We start from the raw sequence: 22,719 nt of genomic DNA on the forward strand, positions 1-22,719 counted from the left end.
CCATCCCTTGCCGTTTTTAGATATCCTATGTTGTACATCGGTAATGACGCCTGCAAAAGTAAGTTCCCTATTTACATAGTTGGATAGGTCATTGCAATGGGAGAGACTGGCGTTGCAAAAAGCCTTAATTTCTGTTTTAAAGTCGTCAAGAGGGTGACCGAGAGATATAGATACCTACCACGTCTTTCTCCCTTCTTAGTTTTTCCATGGTGCCCCATTCCTCACAAGGGGGCACAATCGGTTCCGGAATGGAAACTTCGCTCGCGTCGCCAAATAAGCTCACTTGGGCCGAGTTTTGATTCTCCTGAAACTTGGAACCGTATTTAATTACTTTTTCCAAGAAGGTGATTCCATCCCCATCATTATGAAAATATTGTGCCCTATGGGAGCTTCCCAAGGAATCGAACCCGCCGGCAAGTGCCAAATTTTCAAAGGCCTTTTTGTTGGCAGCTCTAAGATCGATACGTTTGGCCATATCAAAAACGGAATTGTAAGGTCCGTTTTCCTTTCTTTCTTCAACAATGGCGTCTACAGCTCCCTTTCCTACACCTTTGATGGCACCCATACCAAAACGAACGGCCCCGTCCTTGTTCACTGCAAACTTATAATAGGATTCGTTGACGTCAGGTCCTAGAACATCCAAGCCCATGCGCTTACATTCCTCCATGAAAAAGGTCACCTGCTTAATATCGTTCATGTTGTTGCTGAGTACGGCCGCCATATATTCGGCAGGGTAGTGGGCCTTGCAGTAGGCCGTTTGATAAGCTATCCATGCGTAGCAGGTGGAGTGACTTTTATTGAAGGCATAGGCGGCAAACGCTTCCCAGTCTTTCCATATTTTTTCCAGTTTTTCCTCCGGGTGACCTTTGGCCGAAGCTTGTTGGATAAACTTGGGTTTCATTTTGTCCAACACATATTTTTGCTTTTTCCCCATGGCCTTGCGCAGCACGTCCGCCTCACCTTTTGTGAAATCTGCCAATTTTTGGGATAAAAGCATCACTTGCTCTTGATAAACCGTAATTCCATAGGTCTCAGAAAGATACTCCTCACAAGCCTCCAAGTCGTACACGATTTCCTCGGTTCCATGTTTTCACGGCAATGAAGCTTGGAATGTATTCCATCGGACCTGGGCGGTACAAAGCATTCATGGCGATAAGATCCGCAAAAACTGTGGGTTTTAATGCCCTCATGTGTTTTTGCATCCCGGGGGATTCGTATTGGAACACCCCTATGGTTTCTCCGCGTTGAAAAAGTTCATACGTTTTTTCATCGTCCAAGGGAAAATTCTCCGGGTCCAGTTCAATGCCATGTTTGGCCTTTACAATCTTAACGGTGTCCTTGATTAGGGTCAACGTTTTAAGGCCTAGAAAATCCATTTTTAGTAGTCCGGCACTTTCCACCACGGAATTATCGAACTGGGTACAGTACATATCCGAATCCTTCGCTAAGGCCACCGGTACGAATTTGGTAATATCGTCCGGGGTTATAATAACCCCGCAGGCATGTATTCCTGTATTCCTTACGGAACCTTCCAAAACATACGCCTGGTTCAACGTCTCAGATTCAAGGCCATCACCTTCGGAAATGGCCAATAGTTCGTTTATTTTGACCAGGTCGTCACTGTTAAACTTGCTTCTCAAGATTTTCTCATCGACCCCCATTATCTTTTTGAGCTTGGACATATTGGGAATCAATTTGGCCATACGGTCGCATCACCTAATGGAAGGTCCAAGGCCCTGGCGGTGTCTCGTATAGAGGACTTGGCGGCCATGGTGCCATAGGTGATAATTTGGGCTACTTGATTTGATCCGTATTTATTTATAACGTAATCCATTACACGGCTACGTCCCTCATCATCGAAGTCGATATCGATATCAGGCATGGAAATACGATCCGGATTTAGAAAGCGCTCAAACAGCAAATCATACTGGATCGGATCCAAATTGGTTATCCGGAGACAATAAGCTACTGCGGAACCTGCAGCAGAACCCCGGCCGGGTCCAACCGAAACCCCCATTTCCCTTGCGGCCCTTATGAAATCTTCTACAATCAAAAAGTAACCGGGATACCCTGTTTTTTCAATGACTTTCAACTCAAAATCGAGACGCTCATCAATTTCTGGGTGATTTCACCATACCTCTTTTTGGCACCTTCATAGGTGATGTGCCGTAGGTACTTATTTTCACCACGTTTTCCTCCATCTAATTTATCCTCTTCGAACTGAAACTCTTCGGGGATATTAAAAGCGGGTAACAAGACATCCCTAGCCAAAGTGAATGTTTCTACTTTGTCAACGATTTCCTGAATGTTGATAATGGCCTCGGGAATATCCTTGAAAAGCTCTTTCATTTCATCCGAGGACTTGAAATAGTACTCTTGGTTTGGAAGTCCATATCGATAGCCGCGGCCCCTACCAATAGGGGTCGACTGCTTTTCCCCGTCCTTTACGCATAACAAAATATCATGTGCGTGAGCATTTTCCTTTTTTTCGTAATAGGTGTTGTTGGTGGCCACCAACTTTACCTTATGTTTTTGGGCAAACTGAATCAATACTTGGTTGACGCGATCTTCATCTTCCTGACCATGACGCATAATTTCCATGTATAGGTCATCACCGAAGGTTTTTTTCCACCATAATAAGGCTTCCTCCGCCTGGTTTTCACCTACATTTAAAACTTTACTTGGTACCTCGCCATAAAGGTTCCCCGTTAGGACTATGATGTCTTCCTTGTATTGTTCAATAATTTTTTTGTCGATTCTTGGTACATAATATTTACCGTCCACAAAGGCAATGGAAGACATTTTGGCCAAGTTTAGATATCCATTTTTGTTTTTTGCAAGCATGACAATCTGGTACCCATTATCCTTTTGCGTTTTATTAGTGTGATCTTCACATACCTGAAACTCACAGCCCACAATGGGTGTTATTTCAAGTTCGGGTTCGGGTAGGATATCAAGTGGTTCTTGACCTTCTTCCAAGGTGCCATTTTGGGTGGCCTCATAGCGTTTCTTATGTTCTTCGTTCCTGGCCGTTACCCCGCTATTATGGTTTATGATGCCGTTTACGAAGTGAAAGGCGCCCATCATGTTAGCATGGTCCGTTATGGCCACTGCGGGCATTTTTGCCTTTGCGGTAGCGGCAATGAGATCAGGTACACTGATGGTGGATTGCAAAATGGAGAATTGGGTATGGTTGTGGAGGTGGGCAAAACTAGCAGTCTCCAGGGTAGCCAAGTTCTCTTTGATCTCTTCTTTGGAAATGCCACCGGTATCTTTCTCCCAAAGGGCATCCGCGATTTTTTTGGACGCTTTTTTTAGATTGATGTGCTTGAGACCGATGAGTTGAATTTCCTGGGGGTTGGCCTCGGAGAAATTCTTGAAATAATCGGGTTGAACGTCCAATTGCTCGGCCGTGTATTGTTTTAGCCGAACAAGCTCTAAAAAACATCTTGTGGTAGCCTCAACGTCTGCTGTAGCATTATGGGCTTCCGCAAAAGGCTCCTTGAAGAGAAACTCATGAAGTTCCGTTAGGGTAGGGAGCTTAAATTTTCCCCCACGTCCGCCCGGGATTTGACAGAGTTCCGCTGTATGTTCTGTACAGGTATCCAAAACGGGAAGTTCCTGCAATGGATTTTCAACGCCCTTTCTATGGAACTCTGTCCCCATGATATTGACATCGAAACCAACATTTTGTCCCACGATGAACTTGGTCTTGGACATGGCGATATTGAATTTTTCCAATACCTCGGCCAAAGGAACCCCCTCCTGTTCCGCCAATGCGGTCGAGATACCATGTATTTTCTCGGCATCATAAGGAATATTGAAACCTTCGGGTTTTACCAAATAATCTTGTTGGTCCAACAAGTTGCCCATGGCATCGTGCAATTGCCATGCAATTTGGATACATCGGGGCCAGTTGTCCGTATCGGTAATGGGGGCGTCCCAGCGTTTTGGTAATCCTGTGGTTTCGGTATCGAAGATTAAGTACATACGTATATCCTATAAATTAGCGTCTATACGCTCCGGAACGGAACGTTAAAAAGGAACTTTAAAATTACAGAAAAGAGTTGGTCGAGGAAAAGGGAGTTTTTATAAGTTATGAACGAAAAAAAGCGGACGTTTTAACGTCCGCTTTTTCAGCAAATTTAATATAATGCTTAGGAGACTGCCTCTTCATATATCTTGGCATTGTTCAATGCTTCCTTTATTTCGTTTCTATGCTTTTTCAGCATATTCTCAGTCGAAGGAGCAAGCACCATGTCATCGTCATTTAAGATTTCATTGTACTCTTCCGGACTTGCTTTTTCCCCTCTTTCAACTTCCTCCAATATCCTTTCGGTATCATCGCTGGTGAAAGTAGTAGTGAAATTCATCCAAGTCCTGTGTAGGTCTCCTTTGATGCTTCCGCCTTTATCTCGGCAATTCGCCAAAGGTCTGTATTTCCTTTTTGAGCTCATGGCCAAAATTATAGCGCTGTTGAACTTTATCGGCCAAGAATTTCTTTACGGTTGGATTATTTACCTTATCTTGTGCTAGTTTATAGCCTTTCTCGGCATCATATGTTCTCGGTTAGTAAGTCGTTTAATCTATTTGAAATTTTTTCTGAATACTTCATAATGTCTCTTATCATTTAAATTTACTATCGTTATTGTCTCTCAATAACTACACTAACTAAGATATAAGAATTTCTCGGGAACACAAGTATTTACGGGGGGGTTTGCATAGGTTTAACGTTATTTGCGAGAGTGTCTTAATGTATTTAACATCCTGGAATTGATTTTTTAGCTTTATTCGTTGCCAAATCAAACTAATTAAATTACATTTGCAGCCCTTTTTCAAGGATAAATAGAATTAATAACCAAGGGTCGGGCACCCTACAAATTAATATGATATGCCAGTTAGGATTAGATTACAGAGACACGGTAAAAAAGGTAAACCATTTTATTGGGTGGTTGCCGCTGATTCAAGAGCCAAACGTGATGGAAAATTCTTGGAAAAATTAGGAATCTACAATCCTAATACGAACCCTGCTACGATAGAGCTGGATGTTGATAGTTCTGTTAAATGGTTACAAAACGGTGCGCAACCAACAGATACTGCAAAAGCGATTCTTTCTTACAAAGGAGTTCTTTTAAAGAGACACTTATTAGGAGGTGTTGCCAAAGGTGCTTTGACGGAAGATCAAGTAGAGGAAAAATTCAATGCATGGATTTCTGAAAAGGAGGCTGCCATAGATGCTAAAAAAGGTGGATTGGACAAAGCAAAAGAAGAAGCCAAGGCAAAAGCATTGGCTGCTGAAAAAGAAATAAATGAGAAGAGAGCTGCTGAAGCTGCGGCTGCTGCACTTCCGGAAACTCGGAAGGAGAAAGTGCAGAGGAAGAAGTTGAAGCTGTAGAGGAAGCACCTGAAGTACCGGAAGAGGCTCCTGCCGCTCCTGAGATGAAAGAGGAAGAAGCTCCAAAAGAAGGCGAGTAGTTTTAACGATGCGAAAGGAAGATTGTTTCTACCTAGGCAAAATCGTTTCAAAATATAGTTTTAAGGGTGAAGTCCTAGTTAAGTTGGACACAGACGACCCCGAGATTTACGAAAATATGGAATCAGTATTTGTTTCATTGGGAAACAATCTGGTTCCATTTTTTATTAAACGTTCCCGCCTTCACAAATCCAACTTACTTCGTATCGATTTTGAAGAAGTGAAGGACGAGTCCGATGCGGACAGAATCATGCGCTGTGAACTTTACCTTCCCTTAACTATGTTGCCCAAACTATCGGGAAATAGGTTTTATTATCACGAAGTTATCGGATTTGCTGTATTGGACGATATCCATGGAGATATTGGTGTTATTGAAGGAGTGAACGATGCCACTTCCCAAGCACTTTTTGAAATAAGAAAAGGGGACAAACAATTGTTGGTCCCCATCAATGATGAAATTATTAAAAAAGTAGACCGTCAAGGCAAAAGCATTTACGTTTCTACTCGGAAGGTCCGGTAGACCTTTATCTTTCTTAACTTTCCAGTGCTTCTTTGGCGAATGCCAAGCATTTCTTTACCTCGGCAATGGCATCCGAACCTTCGGGAATATCATATTCCAATTCTATTGTAGCGGGAAAGGAATAGTTGTTGTCCCTCATCATTTGCAAGGCATCCACTAAAGGAGTGTCTCCTTGGCCCCAAACCACATTGCCTTGGCCATGTTCAGGAGTTTGCCTATCCTTTACGTGCATGCTTTTGATGTGATCGTGTTTTTCCTTGATAATATTCAAGGGGGCTTCATTTCCAGCAGCAACAAAATGTCCTAAATCCAAGTTAAGCGCATTGTATTTGGATTGTTCCAAGGCTGTGTCCCAAAAGGTGGGTGTTTGTTGGGTATGGCCGTGGTACGCTACATAGATTCCATGTTTGGCGGCCATTTCCCCTAGTTTTTTGGTATGTTCGTCATCACTGGGATGTTCCAGGGTAACATGGGAGGCCCCTAAAGCTTTGGCCGCCTTGAATCCATAGTTGATTTCGTCGTCTGTATTGTCTTTGCCAAAGGCACTGGGTTTAAAGGCATAAATACTCACCCCGGCATCGTTGTACATCTTTTTCAATTCTTCGAATTTGTCCATGGAAACTTTGGATCTCCATTCTGCAACCTGCGAATTGTATGCGGCCATCTCTTTTTTAAGATTGTCAAACTCCTTTTCTTCTTCGGCTGTTAGTTCCCCATTTCTACTCTTTCGCATGAACCCAAAAAAAGTATACCTATCTACTGGACTTTCCGGTTTTCCAGCAAAGGATTCCGCAGGGTCGCCCATAAGCTCAATTGCACTGATGCCACAATCCAATATATATTTCAGTGTAGCTTCCGCACTTTGGTCTCGGCATACTTCTAAAGGAATAGGTGATCACCCCAATTTGTACACCCTTTATCTTAGAATTTGGCTTGATGGATGTTAAGCTGTTATTGGCAAAAAGGTTTGGACCTAACAAGGTTGTGCCCAAGGCCAAGGCAGAAGAGCTTGCAATAAAATTTCTTCTTGAAACCGTATGTTTTTTCTTGTTCATAATACTAGTGCTTTATATTAAATATTTATTTGACATATCCATAAATTTTCATTTGTCGCATAGACCATGGTATTTCATGGTCTTCCTGAGATCCAAAATTCTCAGTAAGTTTCATACGTACAAATTTTGTCTCAATAGGTTCAAATACCAATGACACATCGGCCTGCTCGCCCTTGCCATTTTTAATTTCCTTCCAAGAATTTCCATCTGTGGATGTTTCCGGAATATAACCACGGGGATAGGTATGCAAAGGAGGGGGAGCATCGGGTCGCCAACCTCTTGATATAGGGGTTGCATTGTAGTGAAGTTCGGAAATATTCATAATCTCCGGAAATTCAATTTGATACCACATGTCCTTTTCCTGGTTACCGCCTGTACTCCATCCTTCAAAGTTGAAAGCACTATTGGGCGATGCCCTACCACCTATGCGAGTAGGGACGGAATGGCTGGCCGTAATTTTCCAACCTTCGTTAGGAATCAGTATCTGAGGCACGGAATGTACTAATTCTTCATAGGTGTATGGTGCATCTTTTCCCGTGGTTTTGTCCCTTACTTTTTTTACATCATCTGCCGTAACTAAGGTTCCTTCGTTGGATAAGTTGGTACGGATATAAGATACAATAGCTGCAATCCATTCGTCAGACTGTTCTTCATTGCCCACCATAATGCCTGCTGGGTAGGTTTTCCCTTCAAGAGGGCCTTCAAGTCCGTGCATGACCGTTTTTATGGCGTATTACGGGTGCGCTTGTACTCGAGCCGAACCACTCAAAGGTGGCGCCATGACCAAGCCGTCGCCCACATGTGTACCCATGCCATCGTTTCCATGACATTGAACACACAATTCGTTGAAAATTACCCGCCCTTTTTCCAATGAATTTTTCTGTGCATCCGTAAGTTGGTTGTTTCCCACCTCCCACCAATTCCTAACTTCTTTAGGTTCCAGTATTTGTGTTCCTATGGTCTGTATTCCTTTTGCTCTATTAGTTTTGAGGAGTGCTGTTAAGGACTGGTCCAAAGAAGGAACCTCTAAAATATGCGCCGTTAAAATAGCCTGCAGGGCCACGTCCACATTATCATCCTTTAGCATTTTTAAATAAGTGTCCCCAAAGGATTTATTGCCCGACTTATAAAGGGTTTCACTCACCCGTAGCGCCTGTACCCGAATACGTGGATTTGGATCGTTCAGGAGTTCTTTAACCATTTCAGGTCTAAGAGAAGAAAGTCCTTCCAAACTCCGGAGGGCATGGGCACGGGCCAACAGATTATCACTTTCGCGTACCATCCTTTCCAGTGCCGGAACTATACTTTTGTCTTGGGACAGTACAATCAATTGCTGCGCCTGGTCACGCCACCAACCATTGGGGTGTTCCGGATGCTTGACAAGTTGTGCGGGCGTTTCATTGAGCATGTTCGGTTGCGTCTTGTCCCGTTCCATGCTATCATGGATAATCCGCCATATACGTCCTAAACCAATGACCTTGTCCAATTGATATTGTTCAATTTTTGCTCGTAGGTAGGTACCTTTTTGTGCCCATTGTCCCTCTTGGATGATGCCATGATACATATCCGTTATATAAAGTGTGCCGTCCGGCGCAGTCGTCATATCTACTGGACGAAACAAGGGATCCAGTGGAACGCAGGAACTCTGATTTTTCATTTTGGAATGCGTTGTGCAAGGTGGTGATGCCTTCGTGGACCACCGGATCAACCTGTCGAACAATCCGGGCTACAGGTTCTCCATAGAACAATTGCCCATATAATTCTTTTGGTAATCTATCGCCCCGATAAATATCGTTTCCAGCTGCTCCGGTAACCCGTTTGGGGCCACCATTGTTTTCACGTACCCGGTCCATTCCTTCTTGGAGGTCACCTATCAAGACAGGGGCGCCCCAAGGTTCCTCAAAGCCTTCGGCATAATTGTCTTCATAATTGAAATTACCGTAATGAACAGGTTGTTGAAATTGTGAAGGAAGTCCACTGGCACCTCCCAGGAACCAAACCTTGCCATCATCGTCATGTGTTACACCCCATTGTGCTCTATTGTACCCCGTATTTTCACGAATAACCCCTGTAGGTGTTTCCCTGACCCGAAAGGCATTATAAGTGCTATATAGCCAATTATCCATGTTGTAGTACATAAAGGCTTGTTGGTGTTCAACGTTGCCTGATCTACCGTAATTTGTAGTGAACAACTCCTTTTTGTCGGCTTTGCCATCACCATTGGTGTCCGAAAACTTGTAAACATTATCCTCATCTGAATTCATGGTCAGTACGGCATCCTTTCCATAGGGCAGTACAAAACGGGGAAAAATAAGACTGTCCACGAAGACCGTTCCTGATTCATAAACCCCGTCATTATCCGTATCCTCCCATCTCGGAGATTCTACTCGTTGGTTCCAAAGTACCGTCAGAATCAGCCGTAAGCATATACGTGCGTAATTCAAGCACAAACATTCTACCATTACCATCAAAAGCGATGGCTCCGGGTTGTTCAATTTGAGGTTCGGTAAGGATGGGTTCTATGTGATATCCTTCCGGCAACAAAAACTTTTTGGCTTCTTCTTCCGGATATAGGGGAAGAACCGGTGATTTGGGTTCCAAATCTGCCCCTTTCCAATCTTCATGCTCCGGGTCAACACCTTCGGGAAGGGAAACAACCGGAAGGGAATCGGACATGGAAGAAATAACATCAGCAATGGCATCCCTTTCTTTCTTCTCGGAAGTACAACTTACACTAAGTAAGGCAAATAGAAGGGGTAAAAAAAAGACAAAACTACAAACGCTTTGTCGATGGCTATTTTTCTTGGTCATTAACATTTTGGCCTGGGTCATTCTTAAACTAAGTTCGGAAATTAACTATATTCATAGCATCTTACAAGCATTTTAACTATGACTTTATTGAAAAAGTGTCAATGAAACAATTAAATTTTATAGGAATAACCTTTTTTATCTTTGTTTTTGTATCATCTTGTCAAGAATCGGGCAAAAATATAGATAAGAACCAAACTAGTGTTTCGCCCAACATTGTTTTAATTTTTACGGATGACCAAGGATATCATGATGTGGGAGTTTTTGGTGCCGACGATATCGATACCCCCAATTTGGATCAAATAGCCAAGGAAGGGCTTAAACTTACTAATTTTTACTCAGCACAAGCGGTATGTTCTGCTTCCGAGCCGGAATTTTAACCGGTTGCTATCCCAATAGAATCGGTATTCATAATGCATTGATGCCCAACAGTGAAATTGGCTTGAATCCTGAGGAGACTACCATAGCTGAAATCCTAAAAGATCAAGGCTATGCCACCGGAATTTTTGGGAAATGGCATTTAGGCGATGCTCCGGAACTGATGCCCAATAACCATGGGTTTGATGAGTATTTTGGTATACCCTATTCCAATGATATGTGGCCTTTACATCCCCAACAAGGGCCTGTATTTAATTTTGGACCACTGTATCTGTATGAAAACACAAAAATTTTGGACACGTTAACAGACCAATTCGACCTGACCAAAAGGATTACAAAGAGGAGCGTGGATTTCATCAACAAGAATAAGGACACTCCCTTTTTTTTGTATGTACCACATCCACAACCACACGTTCCTTTATTCGTTTCCGATACCTTTAAAGGAAAATCGGGGAGGGGTTTGTACGGGGATGTAATCATGGAGTTGGACTGGTCGGTTGGGGAAATTCTAAAAGCCTTGGAGGAAAACGGATTGACCGAAAATACCATGGTGATTTTTACTTCTGATAACGGATCGTGGCTTTCCTATGGTAACCATGCCGGTAGTGCCTATCCACTTAGGGAAGGTAAAGGTACGGCCTGGGAAGGGGGACAGCGGGAACCATTTTTGATCAAGTACCCTAAGAAAATACCTGTAGGAAGAGTGGTCGACGCCCCGGTCATGGCTATCGATATTTTGCCTACCATTGTGGAGGCGACCAAAGCGAAGTTGCCTAAAAAGAAAATCGATGGTAAAAGTGCTTGGGGTTTATTCACTGGAAAGACCGATGATAGCCCTCAAGAAGCTTATTTCTATTACTATCGGGTAAATGAATTGTTCGGTGTACGATATGGAAAATGGAAACTGTATTTTCCACACACGTACAGAACTATGGAGGGTCAGGAACTTGGAAAGGATGGTCTGCCAGGTAATTATAAAATGGTTGATTTGGAAGAAATTGAGCTGTATGATTTGGAGAAAGATGAAAGTGAAACAAGAAATATAGCAAATGAGCATCCGTGAAGTTGTTGAAAAAATAAAAACAATGGCAGACGAAATGCGTGCCGAGCTTGGCGACAGCCTTAAAGGTATTGAGGGTACCGAAAGAAGGGAGCCTGGTAAGGTCAAATAGGTGATTTTCAAGACCATTATAAGCTAAAAAAGGCGACCGAATTTCGGTCGCCTTTTTATTTAGGTTTCATGAATTTTAATTACTCATTGATTCCAATATCTGCTTGTGCAACCAAGGTAGCCAAGTCATCTCGGACTTAAATGTACATTAATGTATCCATCAACATCCAGCACACCTTGATAACTGAAAGGTGTTTCATCATCCAAAATATCCACATGGGTTTTACTTATACCCGTTGTTCCATCTACAGGATTAAAGGTAAAGATGATAGGGCCGGTTTCAGCGGCACTGTTGGCATGAATATGTGCGGGATGCACTCCATCAGCAGGAGTTCCGGTCAGTTCGATAACTGCTAGGGCATCTCCGCTTACCCTTTCAAAAAAGGTGGCGTTTCCACTTATTCCGGGAACATCCACTGTATTCAAAGCATACGTCTTTGAAGTGCCGGTAAGTTCATTTTCACCAATATCCCCTTGCGCTACTAGGGTACCCAAATCATCGGCACTTAAGTGAATATTGATATATCCGTCAATGATAAGTATGTCATCATATCCAAAAGCGGAGTCATCATCCAAAGTAGCTACATTGGTTTTGCTCATCCCCGTAGTTCCGTCAACAGGATTGAAGGTAAACAAAATGTCACCAGATTCTGCTGCACTATTCCCGTGAATATGTCCGGGATGCATTCCACCATCCGGGGTTCCATCCAGCATGATGATTGCCAAAGCCTCTCCATTGAGGCGTTCAGCGAAGGTAGCCGTACCGGAAATAGTTGGTACCGCAACGGAACCTAGTTCATAGGTTTTGGATTCCCCGGTCAATTCATTCTGACCGATATCTCCTTGCGCTACTAAAGTGGCCAAATCGTCGGCACTTAAGTGAATATTTATATAACCATCAACTTCAAGAACTTGGGCATAACCAAAGGCGGTATCATCGTCCAAAGCAGCCACATTGGTCTTACTCATTCCGGTGGCACCGTCCACTGGGTTAAAGGTAAAGGCAATATCCCCACCTTCCGCTGCAGTGTTCATATGTATATGTCCAGGGTGAGTTCCATCTTCCGGAGTATTATTCAACATGATGGTTGCCAAAGCCTCACCATTAACTCTCTCCTCAAATGTGGCCGTACCATCAATACCTTCAACATCTACAGAACCTAATTCATAGGTTTTGGCTTCACCGGTCAATTCGTTCTGTCCTATATCACCTTGTGCTACTAAAGTTGCCAGGTTATCGGCACTTAAATGAATATTGATGTATCCATCATACGTAAGGACATCGTTATAACCAAAATCACTGTCATCGTCCAAGTTGGAAACGTTTGTTTTACTCATCCCTGTAGCACCATCCACTGGATTGAAGGTAAATGCGATATCACCGCCTTCTGCGGCCGTATTCATATGAATATGTCCTGGGTGCATACCATCTGCCGGCGTATTGTTCAATACTATAGTCGCCAAGGCCTCCCCATTAACACGTTCTGAAAATGTTGCCGTACCGCTAATTTCTTCAACAGCCACGCTTCCTAGTTCATAAACCTTGGTGTCGCCGGTCAACTCATTTTGCCCAATATCACCTTGCGCCACTAACGTTCCTAGGTCATCTGCACTAGTGTGTACATTAATATATCCATCAAAATCCAACAATTCTTCATAGGAAATGGCTGTACCATCATCCAGTGTTGAAAAGGTAACGGAACTCATGCCGGTGGAACCGTCTACGGTTCCTAAAGTAATGGCAATATCCCCACCTTCTGCGGCCGTATTAAAATGAATGTGTGCTGGATGCATTCCACCACTCGGCGTATTCTGTAGTTCTAATTCAACGGTAATGGAATTGTCCCCGTTGTCTACGAATTTTGCGGTACCTGTAATATCAGGATTGGAAACGGAGCTTAGTTGATAGGTTTCGGAATCTCCACCATCGATTATTGGAGGTATAAAATCACCATCGTCATCACTACAGGAGGTGAAGAGCATTGCGCCCATGACTATGGGCAGGATAAATCTGATTGTTTTTCTTAGTTTCATAATAATTGTTTTTATGTATGTTTATGTACGGAAGAATTTCCAAGGGGTTTGGTTTTTTTATTTTTTTTGAACCTATGGCCCTTTCCATTTTCAATACATTCCAAAAAACAATTCGTTGAAGGATACTTTTTGCTTTAAAAAATTTAAAATTGACCAAGAACGTTGTGCCATGAAAATTGGAACCGATGGTGTCCTGCTAGGCGCTTGGACAACTGTCGAACACAAACCACAATCTATATTGGATATTGGCGCTGGGACCGGCATTATTTCCTTAATGTTGGCCCAAAGATGCGATGCGCCTACAATCGATGCCATAGAAATCGATGAAAATGCCTACGAACAGTGTGTCGACAATTTTGAGGCTTCACCTTGGGGCGACCGACTCTATTGCTACCATGCGGGATTGGACGAGTTCATGGATGAAATAGAGGATGAATACGACCTGATAGTAAGCAATCCACCATTTTATAGTGAAAAAGTAACAAGTGGAGATACAGCTAGAGACTGGGCACGCCAAAATGAGGCTCTTCCTTTTACAGAATTGATTGATGGCGCTTCTAAATTATTATCCGATGAAGGTCGTTTTTCAGTTATTATTCCATACAAGGAATCCGAAGAGTTCATCAAACTTGCCTACGGAAAAGGATTGTATGCAATGAGAACCTGTAATGTTAAAGGGCATAAGGATGCTCCTTATAAGCGAAGCTTAATCGAGTTTTCAAGAACAAAGGTTGTAGTAAAAAAGGAAGAATTGACAATAGAAAAGGAAAGACATCTGTATACGAATGAATATGTAGCCCTGACCAAAGACTTTTACTTAAAAATGTAACTTTTTGTTTGTCTAATGTTATATTTTTACAAGACCTTTAAATTGTATCTATGAGAAGCGACTTATTTGAAGCACCTGATTATTATCATTTGGACGATTTGTTGTCCGATGAACACAAATTGGTACGTGATGCGGCCAGGCAATGGGTGAAAAGGGATATTTCTCCTATAATTGAAGAGTATGCCCAAAAGGCCGAATTTCCCAAACAAATTATCGGAGGATTAGCAGAAATAGGCGCTTTTGGCCCGTACATTCCTGAAGAATACGGCGGAGCTGGCCTTGACCAAATCAGTTACGGACTAATCATGCAGGAAATTGAACGGGGTGATAGTGGTGTACGCTCTACTGCATCCGTTCAGTCCTCTTTAGTAATGTATCCTATCTATACGTATGGTACCGAAGAACAACGTAAAAAGTACCTTCCAAAATTGGCGAGTGGTGAGATGATGGGCTGTTTCGGTTTAACGGAGCCCAACCACGGCTCCAATCCCGGAGGTATGGAGACCAAGTTCAAGGATATGGGGGATCATTATTTGTTGAATGGGGCGAAACTGTGGATTTCCAATTCACCTTTTGCGGATATCGCCGTTGTTTGGGCTAAAAACGAGGAGGGAAGAATTCACGGATTAATAGTGGAACGTGACATGGAAGGATTTTCTACGCCGGAAACGCATAATAAATGGTCACTAAGGGCTTCGGCTACCGGCGAACTTATTTTTGATAACGTCAAAGTTCCCAAGGAAAATTTATTACCCAATAAATCGGGTTTAGGGGCTCCGTTAGGGTGTCCGGATTCTGCTAGATATGGAATTTCTTGGGGAGCTATCGGTGCTGCCATGGACTGTTATGATACAGCTTTACGATACGCCAAGGAACGTGTTCAATTTGGCAAGCCCATAGCCGCCACTCAGCTCCAACAAAAAAAATTGGCCGAAATGATTACCGAGATTACCAAGGCCCAATTACTGGCTTTCCGATTGGGGCAACTAAAAAATGAGGGTAGGGCCACGACGGCCCGATTTCCATGGCGAAGCGAAACAATGTGGAAATGGCCATCAATATTGCCAGGGAAGCTAGACAAGTATTGGGAGGTATGGGAATCACCGGAGACTACAGCATTATGAGGCATATGATGAATCCGGAGAGCGTGATTACCTATGAGGGTACCCATGATATTCACCTATTGATTACTGGAGCGGATATTACCGGACACCAGGCATTTAAATAAACATAACCAATTGCTTAGGTTAGCTTAACATTGCACCGAATATTGGTTTTACTTTTGTCCTGCATTTGATAAGATTCATGTAATTTTTTGAGTTAGTTAGCTAAAGCCGATGGGAGCATCGGCTTTTCTATTTTATATGTCCCATAATAAGGATTGCTAGGAAACTTTTAAAAAGCTTTTATACCACTTTCCCGATTTTTTCACGGTGCGTTTTTGCGTCTTAAAATCAACATGGATCAATCCAAAACCGGGGCGATAGCCTTCGGCCCATTCAAAATTATCGGTGAGGATTCATACAAAGTACCCATGGACGTTTAAGCCTTCATTTTTAGCTTTTAGTACTTGCTCCAAGTAGTCCTTGAGGAACTTCTTTCTTTTTTTATCCTTGATTTTTCCTTTTGAGAAAGTATCCCGAAAGGCGGCACCGTTCTCCGTGATGATAAGATTCGGCATAGTACAATACTCGTTGTATTTGCGTATCATTTCATAGATACTAGGTGGATATACTTCCCAATCCATCAACGTGGTATTTACCTTTCTTTTAGGTGCTTCAATGATTTTAGCTCTGATATAAGGTATAAAATAACTGTGTTGTACTACCTCCCTCGTATAATTTTGTATGCCGATGAAGTCAAATTCAAAACGACATTTTTCCATATCGCCTGGGAGGATATAAGGCTTTAGTTTTTTTAAGATTGGCAAATCTTTTTTTGGATAGCCAAGACCTATGACAGGCTCTATGAAAAGTCGATTTAAAAGTGCATCAACCCTTTTTGCCGCTTTGATGTTCTTTGGATATTTATTTTTTGGTACGATATAGGAGCACGAATACGTAGTTCCAATTTTAGCATCTCGGAATCCATTTTCGAATCATGCGTCCCCCAACCGCTTGGGACAATTGCGCGTGATGAACGGAAGGAAGAAAATTGCGCATTCCTTTTTTTCCCGGGGCATGGACTCCCAAAAAATAGCCGCCGCCGGTAAACACCATAGGTTCGTTCAGTACCATCCAATGCTTTACTCTGTCGCCAAAAGTTTTGGCACAAACCTCGGCGTATTCCCCAAACCAATCTATGATTTGCCTATTGGTCCAACCTCCTTTCAGCTCAAGGACGTGGGGCAAGTCCCAATGGTACAAGGTAACCCAAGGAGTTATGTCCTGTTCCGGACAATAGTCGATGACCTTGTTATAGAAAGCAATTCCCTCCGGATTTATTTTACCCGTTCCAGTAGGCAAAATCCTACTCCAGGAAATGGAGAACCTAAAATTTGGGATATTTAAGGATTTCATCAGGTCGATATCTTCTTTGTACCTGTGGTAAAAATCACAACTGGTTTTGGCAGTATCATTTCCCCGAATTTTTCCCTTCCTTGAGGTAAAAACATCCCAAATGGAAGGCCCTTTACCATGTTTGTCATGGGCCCCCTCAATCCGGAAAGCGGCCGTGGAGACCCCCCAAATAAAATCCTTGCCAAAATCTGAGGAGTGAATCTTTTTCGTCATTTGGAGACTTATCCCTGCAAGCTTTTTTGAAGTAGTTTTTGAACTATTTCACCGGTAATATTTGGGTAATCTACTTCAATTTTCTTACTGGATGCCACCCAATCCATGACTTTGGGCAGGTGCTTTTCCTTTAGGGATTTAATGACGGGAATGTTCATTTCCTGTAAAGCGGCCGCATTGCACTGTTGTTCGTATTGCCCTTTCATAGGCACCACCAATAGCTTCTTTTGCATGTATATGGCTTCAGCGGGGGTCTCAAAACCGGCACCGCAAAGAACGCCCTTACTTGATGCCATACTTTCCACAAAGGCCTCGTTGGTAATGGGACGTATGCTTAAATTCTTGGTAACCGTTTCTTGGTTGTTGTGCTTGGAAAAAACGTCCCACTTTACATTGGGTATTTGTGAAAGAAAATGAATGATTTTTCCATCGCTGTAAGATGGAAGATAGACTGTATAATGTTCCCCCTCGTAAACCTTTGCATTTCGAATATCGGTCCTGATAATTGGCGTGAAAATATCTTCGTCGTACGATTTAAAATGTAGTCCGAAATGATGGCTGCCGGGCGCATAGTTCTTTAGTATCATTTTACCCAGGCTGTCCTTTTTCTTTGGTTTAGGGGCGTTGTTGGATAGCACGGCCGATTGATGGCTGAAACTAAAGCAAGGTTTTTCGGTCAGTTTGCAGGCCCATGCCGAAACGGGCTCAAAGTCATTGATGATCAAATGGTAGTCCTGGATCGGAATGCTTCGGATTTCCTTTTGCAATCGCAAGGTGTTCGATTTCACGTAGGTCTTCCACATATCCACACCTCCTTTTTTTCCAAAAATGAAGCTCAAACCTTTGCATCGGTATTTAATCGAATAAGGTAGATCAATATCGGCTTGGGTGCCACTGATCAATATATCCAAATCTACTTTTTCTTCAAGCAAGGCTGGGATAACGTCCCTTGCCCTACTTAAATGGCCGTTTCCGGTACCTTGGATGGCATATAATACCCGCATAGTCCCTCTCTTATTTTACTATTATTTGGCCTTGACCAATCCGCTGATCCTGAATTCGTCCAAAAGGCTTTGGAACAGTTCGGCTTTTTCGAGAACGGGGTGTTCCTCATCAGAATCCTCCGTTAGGTTTTTTATACCTAGATCAGCAAAAAAAGAATAAAGATCCCATCGGCCGTTAACATATTCCAAGGCAGTTAGGTTTTCAATCCAATCCCCTGAATTCAAATAGGTTACTTCACCTTTTTCCGTTGTAATTTTTCGTATTTCTCGGTTGATGTATATGGCCACAAACAACAAATTCATAACCATTTTCAATGGCGATTTCAGAGGCTGTGGTTTCAAAGTTATTGATGAACTTAACAGCCGATTTGACACCGTTCTTTATTTTTTTGGACATGGAAATGGGTCACTACCCAATTGTTTGCTCAAAAAATTTATGGCCCTGTTCAATAAGATTAAAAAGTCATACCCTTTGGCTCCAAGTTTGGCCACCCATTTTGAGTGTTGCATGGTCACATCAAATACATCACCGTGAAAGAACCACGCCTTTTTTCCATGAATGGGCAAAACCACTTTATTGACGATACTTAACGAACCCATTTGAAATCCTGTAAATTTCCGAAGCATTTCATCATGGTTGCCCGTGATGTAATGTACTTTGATACCCTTTGCAATCCAACCCATAAGGTACTTGACGACCTTCATGTGCGATTTGGGCCAGTAGCGTTTACTAAACTGCCGAGATATCTATAATATCGCCGTTTAGGATTACTTCCTTAGGAGCAATAGACTTTAGGTATTGTAATAGTTCGTTCGCGTGGCATCCGTAGGTGCCTAAATGCACATCAGATATGACCACGATGTCAACAGGTCTTTTTTTCATCTATGATATAAAATAGGTTGGTATTTTTTTGGATTATAGGAGTGGTAGAGGGACTTTCTTTAAAAGTTGCGGTAAAGAAGGAAGAATCCTGCAGTCTAATTTTCATCCAAAGAATATCTCTGCATACAAAGTTTGATATTAAAACTACATTTTAGGTTACCTACGACTTATCTTTTAGTTAGCTGATTGTTAAGATTTTTAGAGCCGGAAGGGTCAAAAAGGTTATTTGTAAAATAGTACTGAGGTGAGATAAATTGCTAAACCACAGATAAAAGGAAGTTGACAACAAATAGAACCTATCTTACAACAATTAGTTCTAATATGAATAGAAAGCTTTTACATTTACAACGTAATAAAAAAGTAAATAATTTTTCATTTTCATATAGTGTTCTCGTAAAAGAGTCTCGGTTCCAAAAAGCCGGACTCTTTTTAGTTTGCGCCATTCGTAAATGTGGTGCATTAAAAAAGGCCGATAGTTATTCCTACCGGCCTTTTTAATAATTAGATTATTTTCTACCACAGAGGCGTTTTGTAAAGTCCCTGATCGGTTTTGGACTGTAGGTTCTCTACGGCCTTTTCACGGTCGCTGGCGTACGTAACACCAAACCATTCCGCCCCGGATGGAATACACTTAACTTCTGCTTCATTTGCTTGAAGCATTTCTTGAATCATAAAAGGTAAATACAGCTCGCTGGATGCTATTTTGTTCTCATCCTGCAGGAATACCTTTAATTCAGTATTTATCTTATCGAAAATGGAAGGTCTGCAAACCCAAAAGTTCATACTGGCCTGTTCATCACCAGTAAACTCCGGACCTGTGTCCTCATCTACAATTTTGTCGCCCTGTTGAACCAATTTTAATCGCTCATTCACGGAAACCAAGTTGTCTCCTTCAACCTTACAAACACCTCGGGATACGGAGCCATGTTCGGATAGTGTATCTTTAAGGGTATACCCTAGAAGGGCATAGGCTTCGTTATTTGATTTTATAAAATCGGCAGCCTTTTTATAAACGGCCTGTCCGTAATAATCATCTGCATTCAAGACCACAAAAGATCCATTGATGACATTTACGGCTGTCCATACGGCGTGTGCGGTTCCCCAAGGTTTTTGACGGTCACCCTTATAATCTACACCGTCGGGCAAATCCGTAAGCTCTTGGGCTAACACATTTAGTTTTATATGTTTGGGTAATCTTTCCTTTAAATAGTCTTCCAAAAAAGATACATTTTCTTTTTTGGTGATGACCACGATTTGTTCAAAATCGTTTTGTAGTGCATCGTAGATGGCGAACTCCATGAGAAATTCCCCTTCGGGCCCTAAATCATCAAATTGTTTTAGTTTTCCATATCTACTTCCGCTACCTGCGGCCATTAAAAGTAATGTCATGATTTCAAATTTAGGACGCAAAAATAAGGATTGTTTCAAAATAGATGGGAAGAATTGGCTAAACCATTCAGGAAACTCTATAAAGGTAACATTAATGTAACCATAATGAAATAACCATCGACCCACTGATAGCGGGGAAACTGACAATTATCATATTTTTTGGGCGGTGTCAAGAGTAGATTTGTACCATATTCAAACCAACTATGTGCAGTCTTATTCAAAAATATAATATTCCAGGTCCTAGGTATACCAGTTATCCAACGGTACCTTTTTGGGATATCCAATCGTTTTCACGGGAAAAAATGGGAAGCCACGGTAAGGCAAAGTTTTTCCGAGTCGAATTCTAAGGAGGGCATCAGTCTATACATTCATCTTCCCTTTTGTGAGAGCATGTGTACGTTTTGTGGGTGCCATAAACGTATCACCAAAAGGCATGATGTTGAGGTTCCTTACATACGGACCTTGTTGAAGGAATGGTCCCTTTATTTGGAGTTGTTTGATCAAAGACCTATAATCAAGGAGTTGCATTTGGGAGGGGGACTCCAACGTTTTTTAGTCCGAGAGAATCTACAATTGCTTATCAACGGACTTTTTAGAAGGGCCGATAGGGCAGAGGACTACGAATTTAGTTTCGAGGGACACCCAAATAATACGACAAAGGAACACCTTCAGGCCCTGTACGATGTGGGATTTAGACGGGTAAGTTATGGCGTACAGGATTATAATGAGACCGTTCAAAAGGCCATCCATCGGGTACAATCCTTTGAAAATGTGAAGAACGTTACGGAGTGGGCCAGGGAAATTGGGTATACATCCATTGGTCACGATATCATTTTTGGGTTACCGCACCAAACCTTGGAGCACGTACTCGAAACCATTGAAAAAACGAAATCCTTAAAGCCGAGATAGATTGGCGTTTTATAGTTACGCTCATGTGCCTTGGCTCAAGGGAAATGGTCAGCGTGGTTATAAGGATTCCGATTTGCCATCAGCCGAAGAGAAGCGTGAACAATATGAAGCTGGCAAGTTGGAGCTGGCAAAGGCCGGGTATACTGAAATAGGTATGGATCATTTTGCCTTGGACACGGATAGTCTGTATCAATCCATGCAAAGTGGAAAACTGCACCGAAACTTTATGGGTTACACGGCTTCCAAAACAAAATTAATGGTGGGTCTTGGAGCCTCCAGTATTAGCGATAGTTGGTATGGTTTTGCGCAAAACGTCAAGAGTTTGGAGGAATATCAGCACTTGGTGGAAAACAATATTATTCCCATTTTTAGAGGCCATATTTTAACCGATGAGGATAGGATCATAAGGAAGCACATTCTTAACTTAATGTGTCAACTTGAAACTATTTGGTTCAAGGAATCTATGCAGTTCAAGACACTACCTATGGTAATGGACAGGTTGAAGGAGATGCGGGAGGACGGACTTCGGAAATGACCCAATACCAATTACGAATTACCGAAAAAGGTCGGCCGTTTGTACGAAATATATGTATGGCGTTCGATTTGAAATTGCATGAAAAAACACCGGAGACAAGACTGTTCTCCATGACCATTTGATTGTTTAACCTAAATCTTGTAAAAATGAAAAGTATTATTGTTCCCATAGATTTTTCGGAAATATCCGAGTATGCTTTTGAGGTTGCGGCTTCTATTGCAAAAAAGCACGATGCCACTCTGTATGTGTTGCACATGCTAGAATTGAATCAGGCGATGCTGACCTCCACCGAAGGTTTTCACCCGGAACAGACTGTTTTCTTGATAAAGTTGGCAGAAAAGCGATTGAATGAATTCTTGGACAAACCTTACTTGGAAGGTGTAAAGGTAGAGCCGATAATAAAACACTATAAGGTATTTGGTGAGATTAGCGAAGTTGCCGAGGAAAACGATGTGGATTTGATTGTAATGGGCAGTCAGGGTGCGGACGGACTCAAGGAAATGTTTGTAGGATTCAACACGGAAAAGGTGGTTAGAAATTCAGACATACCCGTTTTGGTAATAAAGTCTAAAATATCGGATTTTAATCCGAAGCAGATTGTTTTTGCCTGTGACTTAAAAAGCGAAAACATTCATGCCTTACAAAGGGCCAAGGCAATAGCCGATGCTTTTTCCGCCGAATTAAAATTAGTGTATATAAATACCCCAGGTGACGATTTTTTAAGCACCGCCGAAATACAAAAACGGATAAAATCCTTTTGTGACCTGGTCGGATTTGAACTTCTCATTGCCATCTACAACGACTACAATGTGGAACGAGGCGTACTGAATTTTGGAATGGAGAGCAATGCCGATATGATCGGAGTTCCCACCCATGGTAGAAAGGGACTGTCCCATTTCTTCATGGGCAGCATAGGGGAAGACATTGCTAACCATGCAACATTACCTGTGGTCACCTTTAAGATTTAGTTAGGAGCAAGGAATCACAGTTTTTAGTTGG

Annotated in this window: 22 protein-coding genes and 5 pseudogenes; 9 read left to right on the plus strand and 18 right to left on the minus strand. The window is 42.2% G+C overall.

Annotated features, from left to right (window positions below; genetic code table 11):
* Nucleotides 1-145 precede the first annotated feature (145 nt).
* From NYZ99_RS22710 to NYZ99_RS02115, 5 genes are all read right to left on the minus strand, one after another.
* The gene (locus NYZ99_RS22710; protein ID WP_420845172.1) at nucleotides 146-1,069 is read right to left on the minus strand and encodes a helix-hairpin-helix domain-containing protein; all 924 of its coding nucleotides are present in this window, start codon (nucleotides 1,067-1,069) and stop codon (nucleotides 146-148) included.
* Nucleotides 1,047-1,682: a hypothetical protein gene (locus tag NYZ99_RS22715; RefSeq protein WP_420845173.1), complete on the minus strand. Its 636-nt coding sequence runs from the start codon at nucleotides 1,680-1,682 to the stop codon at nucleotides 1,047-1,049. The genes NYZ99_RS22710 and NYZ99_RS22715 overlap by 23 nt, the downstream gene beginning before the upstream one ends.
* An 8-nt stretch (nucleotides 1,683-1,690) precedes the next feature.
* Nucleotides 1,691-2,092 (minus strand): hypothetical protein, encoded by a 402-nt coding sequence (locus tag NYZ99_RS22720; protein WP_420845174.1) that lies wholly within the window; start codon nucleotides 2,090-2,092, stop codon nucleotides 1,691-1,693.
* On the minus strand, nucleotides 2,089-3,990 hold the full coding sequence (locus NYZ99_RS22725) for a DNA polymerase III subunit alpha (protein WP_420845175.1): 1,902 nt from the start codon (nucleotides 3,988-3,990) through the stop codon (nucleotides 2,089-2,091). The genes NYZ99_RS22720 and NYZ99_RS22725 overlap by 4 nt, the downstream gene beginning before the upstream one ends.
* 167 nt (nucleotides 3,991-4,157) lie before the next feature.
* Nucleotides 4,158-4,457: a PA2169 family four-helix-bundle protein gene (locus NYZ99_RS02115; protein ID WP_338039242.1), complete on the minus strand. Its 300-nt coding sequence runs from the start codon at nucleotides 4,455-4,457 to the stop codon at nucleotides 4,158-4,160.
* A 434-nt stretch (nucleotides 4,458-4,891) separates the two neighbouring features.
* On the opposite strand from NYZ99_RS02115, the gene NYZ99_RS02120 reads away from it, so the two are divergent.
* Both NYZ99_RS02120 and rimM read left to right on the plus strand, forming a co-directional pair.
* Nucleotides 4,892-5,395 carry a 30S ribosomal protein S16 gene (locus NYZ99_RS02120; RefSeq protein ID WP_338039243.1) on the plus strand — a complete coding sequence of 168 codons (504 nt, stop codon included), beginning with the start codon at nucleotides 4,892-4,894 and terminating at the stop codon, nucleotides 5,393-5,395.
* Between the two features lie 88 nt (nucleotides 5,396-5,483).
* Nucleotides 5,484-6,010 (plus strand): annotated as a pseudogene (gene rimM, locus NYZ99_RS02125) (ribosome maturation factor RimM).
* On the opposite strand, the gene NYZ99_RS02130 reads toward rimM, so the two are convergent.
* Genes NYZ99_RS02130 through NYZ99_RS02155 form a run of 6 tightly spaced genes read right to left on the minus strand, consistent with a single transcriptional unit; the run spans nucleotide 6,007 to nucleotide 9,880 of the window.
* The gene (locus NYZ99_RS02130; protein ID WP_260573256.1) at nucleotides 6,007-6,828 is read right to left on the minus strand and encodes a sugar phosphate isomerase/epimerase family protein; all 822 of its coding nucleotides are present in this window, start codon (nucleotides 6,826-6,828) and stop codon (nucleotides 6,007-6,009) included. The pseudogene rimM and the gene NYZ99_RS02130 sit on opposite strands and share 4 nt — an antisense overlap.
* Entirely contained in the window at nucleotides 6,803-7,048 is a 246-nt protein-coding gene (locus NYZ99_RS02135) for a hypothetical protein (protein WP_260573257.1), read from the minus strand. The genes NYZ99_RS02130 and NYZ99_RS02135 overlap by 26 nt, the downstream gene beginning before the upstream one ends.
* 25 nt (nucleotides 7,049-7,073) lie before the next feature.
* The gene (locus NYZ99_RS02140; protein ID WP_260573259.1) at nucleotides 7,074-7,763 is read right to left on the minus strand and encodes a discoidin domain-containing protein; all 690 of its coding nucleotides are present in this window, start codon (nucleotides 7,761-7,763) and stop codon (nucleotides 7,074-7,076) included.
* Between the two features lie 18 nt (nucleotides 7,764-7,781).
* A complete protein-coding gene (locus tag NYZ99_RS02145) occupies nucleotides 7,782-8,612 on the minus strand; it encodes a c-type cytochrome (protein ID WP_260573260.1) in 831 nt (276 codons plus the stop codon).
* Nucleotides 8,545-9,492 (minus strand): DUF7133 domain-containing protein, encoded by a 948-nt coding sequence (locus tag NYZ99_RS02150; protein ID WP_260573262.1) that lies wholly within the window; start codon nucleotides 9,490-9,492, stop codon nucleotides 8,545-8,547. The genes NYZ99_RS02145 and NYZ99_RS02150 overlap by 68 nt, the downstream gene beginning before the upstream one ends.
* Complete coding sequence (locus NYZ99_RS02155; protein WP_260573263.1) at nucleotides 9,404-9,880, minus strand: DUF7133 domain-containing protein; 477 nt, start codon at nucleotides 9,878-9,880, stop codon at nucleotides 9,404-9,406. Before NYZ99_RS02155 ends, NYZ99_RS02150 begins: the two co-directional genes overlap by 89 nt.
* Before the next feature lie 80 nt (nucleotides 9,881-9,960).
* Between NYZ99_RS02155 and NYZ99_RS02160 the strand changes: the two are divergent.
* The 3 genes and pseudogenes from NYZ99_RS02160 to NYZ99_RS02170 form a co-directional block, all read left to right on the plus strand.
* Nucleotides 9,961-11,114, plus strand: a pseudogene (locus NYZ99_RS02160) (sulfatase family protein); the annotation flags it as partial.
* Complete coding sequence (locus NYZ99_RS21025) at nucleotides 11,109-11,297, plus strand: hypothetical protein (RefSeq protein ID WP_338039482.1); 189 nt, start codon at nucleotides 11,109-11,111, stop codon at nucleotides 11,295-11,297. The pseudogene NYZ99_RS02160 and the gene NYZ99_RS21025, both read left to right, overlap by 6 nt.
* Nucleotides 11,284-11,406, plus strand: coding sequence for a hypothetical protein (locus NYZ99_RS02170; RefSeq protein ID WP_260573264.1), 123 nt, complete (start codon nucleotides 11,284-11,286; stop codon nucleotides 11,404-11,406). Before NYZ99_RS21025 ends, NYZ99_RS02170 begins: the two co-directional genes overlap by 14 nt.
* Nucleotides 11,407-11,531: 125 nt before the next feature.
* Here NYZ99_RS02170 and NYZ99_RS02175 read toward each other — a convergent pair whose 3' ends face one another.
* Entirely contained in the window at nucleotides 11,532-13,439 is a 1,908-nt protein-coding gene (locus NYZ99_RS02175; RefSeq protein WP_260573265.1) for a CHRD domain-containing protein, read from the minus strand.
* A 115-nt stretch (nucleotides 13,440-13,554) separates the two neighbouring features.
* Between NYZ99_RS02175 and NYZ99_RS02180 the strand changes: the two genes are divergently transcribed.
* On the plus strand, nucleotides 13,555-14,268 hold the full coding sequence (locus tag NYZ99_RS02180) for a tRNA1(Val) (adenine(37)-N6)-methyltransferase (protein ID WP_260573266.1): 714 nt from the start codon (nucleotides 13,555-13,557) through the stop codon (nucleotides 14,266-14,268).
* Between the two features lie 50 nt (nucleotides 14,269-14,318).
* Nucleotides 14,319-15,496: pseudogene (locus NYZ99_RS02185) on the plus strand (acyl-CoA dehydrogenase family protein).
* A gap of 156 nt (nucleotides 15,497-15,652) precedes the next feature.
* Here the strand turns inward: NYZ99_RS02185 and NYZ99_RS02190 are convergent.
* The 6 genes and pseudogenes from NYZ99_RS02190 to NYZ99_RS02205 all read right to left on the minus strand — a co-directional run bounded on the left by NYZ99_RS02190 (nucleotide 15,653) and on the right by NYZ99_RS02205 (nucleotide 20,276).
* Nucleotides 15,653-17,000: pseudogene (locus tag NYZ99_RS02190) on the minus strand (GH1 family beta-glucosidase).
* 8 nt (nucleotides 17,001-17,008) lie between these two features.
* Entirely contained in the window at nucleotides 17,009-18,004 is a 996-nt protein-coding gene (locus NYZ99_RS02195) for a glycosyltransferase family protein (protein ID WP_260573267.1), read from the minus strand.
* Nucleotides 18,005-18,025: 21 nt separating this feature from the next.
* Nucleotides 18,026-18,307 (minus strand): hypothetical protein, encoded by a 282-nt coding sequence (locus tag NYZ99_RS21030; protein ID WP_338039244.1) that lies wholly within the window; start codon nucleotides 18,305-18,307, stop codon nucleotides 18,026-18,028.
* 78 nt (nucleotides 18,308-18,385) lie between these two features.
* Nucleotides 18,386-18,709: a hypothetical protein gene (locus NYZ99_RS21035; RefSeq protein ID WP_338039245.1), complete on the minus strand. Its 324-nt coding sequence runs from the start codon at nucleotides 18,707-18,709 to the stop codon at nucleotides 18,386-18,388.
* 25 nt (nucleotides 18,710-18,734) lie between these two features.
* Nucleotides 18,735-18,887 (minus strand): hypothetical protein, encoded by a 153-nt coding sequence (locus tag NYZ99_RS21040; RefSeq protein WP_338039246.1) that lies wholly within the window; start codon nucleotides 18,885-18,887, stop codon nucleotides 18,735-18,737.
* Nucleotides 18,888-19,400: 513 nt separating this feature from the next.
* Nucleotides 19,401-20,276 carry a nucleotidyltransferase family protein gene (locus NYZ99_RS02205; RefSeq protein ID WP_260573268.1) on the minus strand — a complete coding sequence of 292 codons (876 nt, stop codon included), beginning with the start codon at nucleotides 20,274-20,276 and terminating at the stop codon, nucleotides 19,401-19,403.
* A gap of 203 nt (nucleotides 20,277-20,479) precedes the next feature.
* Between NYZ99_RS02205 and hemN the strand changes: the two are divergent.
* Nucleotides 20,480-21,842, plus strand: a pseudogene (gene hemN, locus NYZ99_RS02210) (oxygen-independent coproporphyrinogen III oxidase).
* 24 nt (nucleotides 21,843-21,866) lie between these two features.
* Complete coding sequence (locus NYZ99_RS02215) at nucleotides 21,867-22,688, plus strand: universal stress protein (RefSeq protein ID WP_260573269.1); 822 nt, start codon at nucleotides 21,867-21,869, stop codon at nucleotides 22,686-22,688.
* Nucleotides 22,689-22,719: the final 31 nt, after the last annotated feature.

Origin of the sequence: Maribacter litopenaei (genome assembly GCF_025244665.1) — a bacterium.
Taxonomy (GTDB): domain Bacteria; phylum Bacteroidota; class Bacteroidia; order Flavobacteriales; family Flavobacteriaceae; genus Maribacter; species Maribacter litopenaei.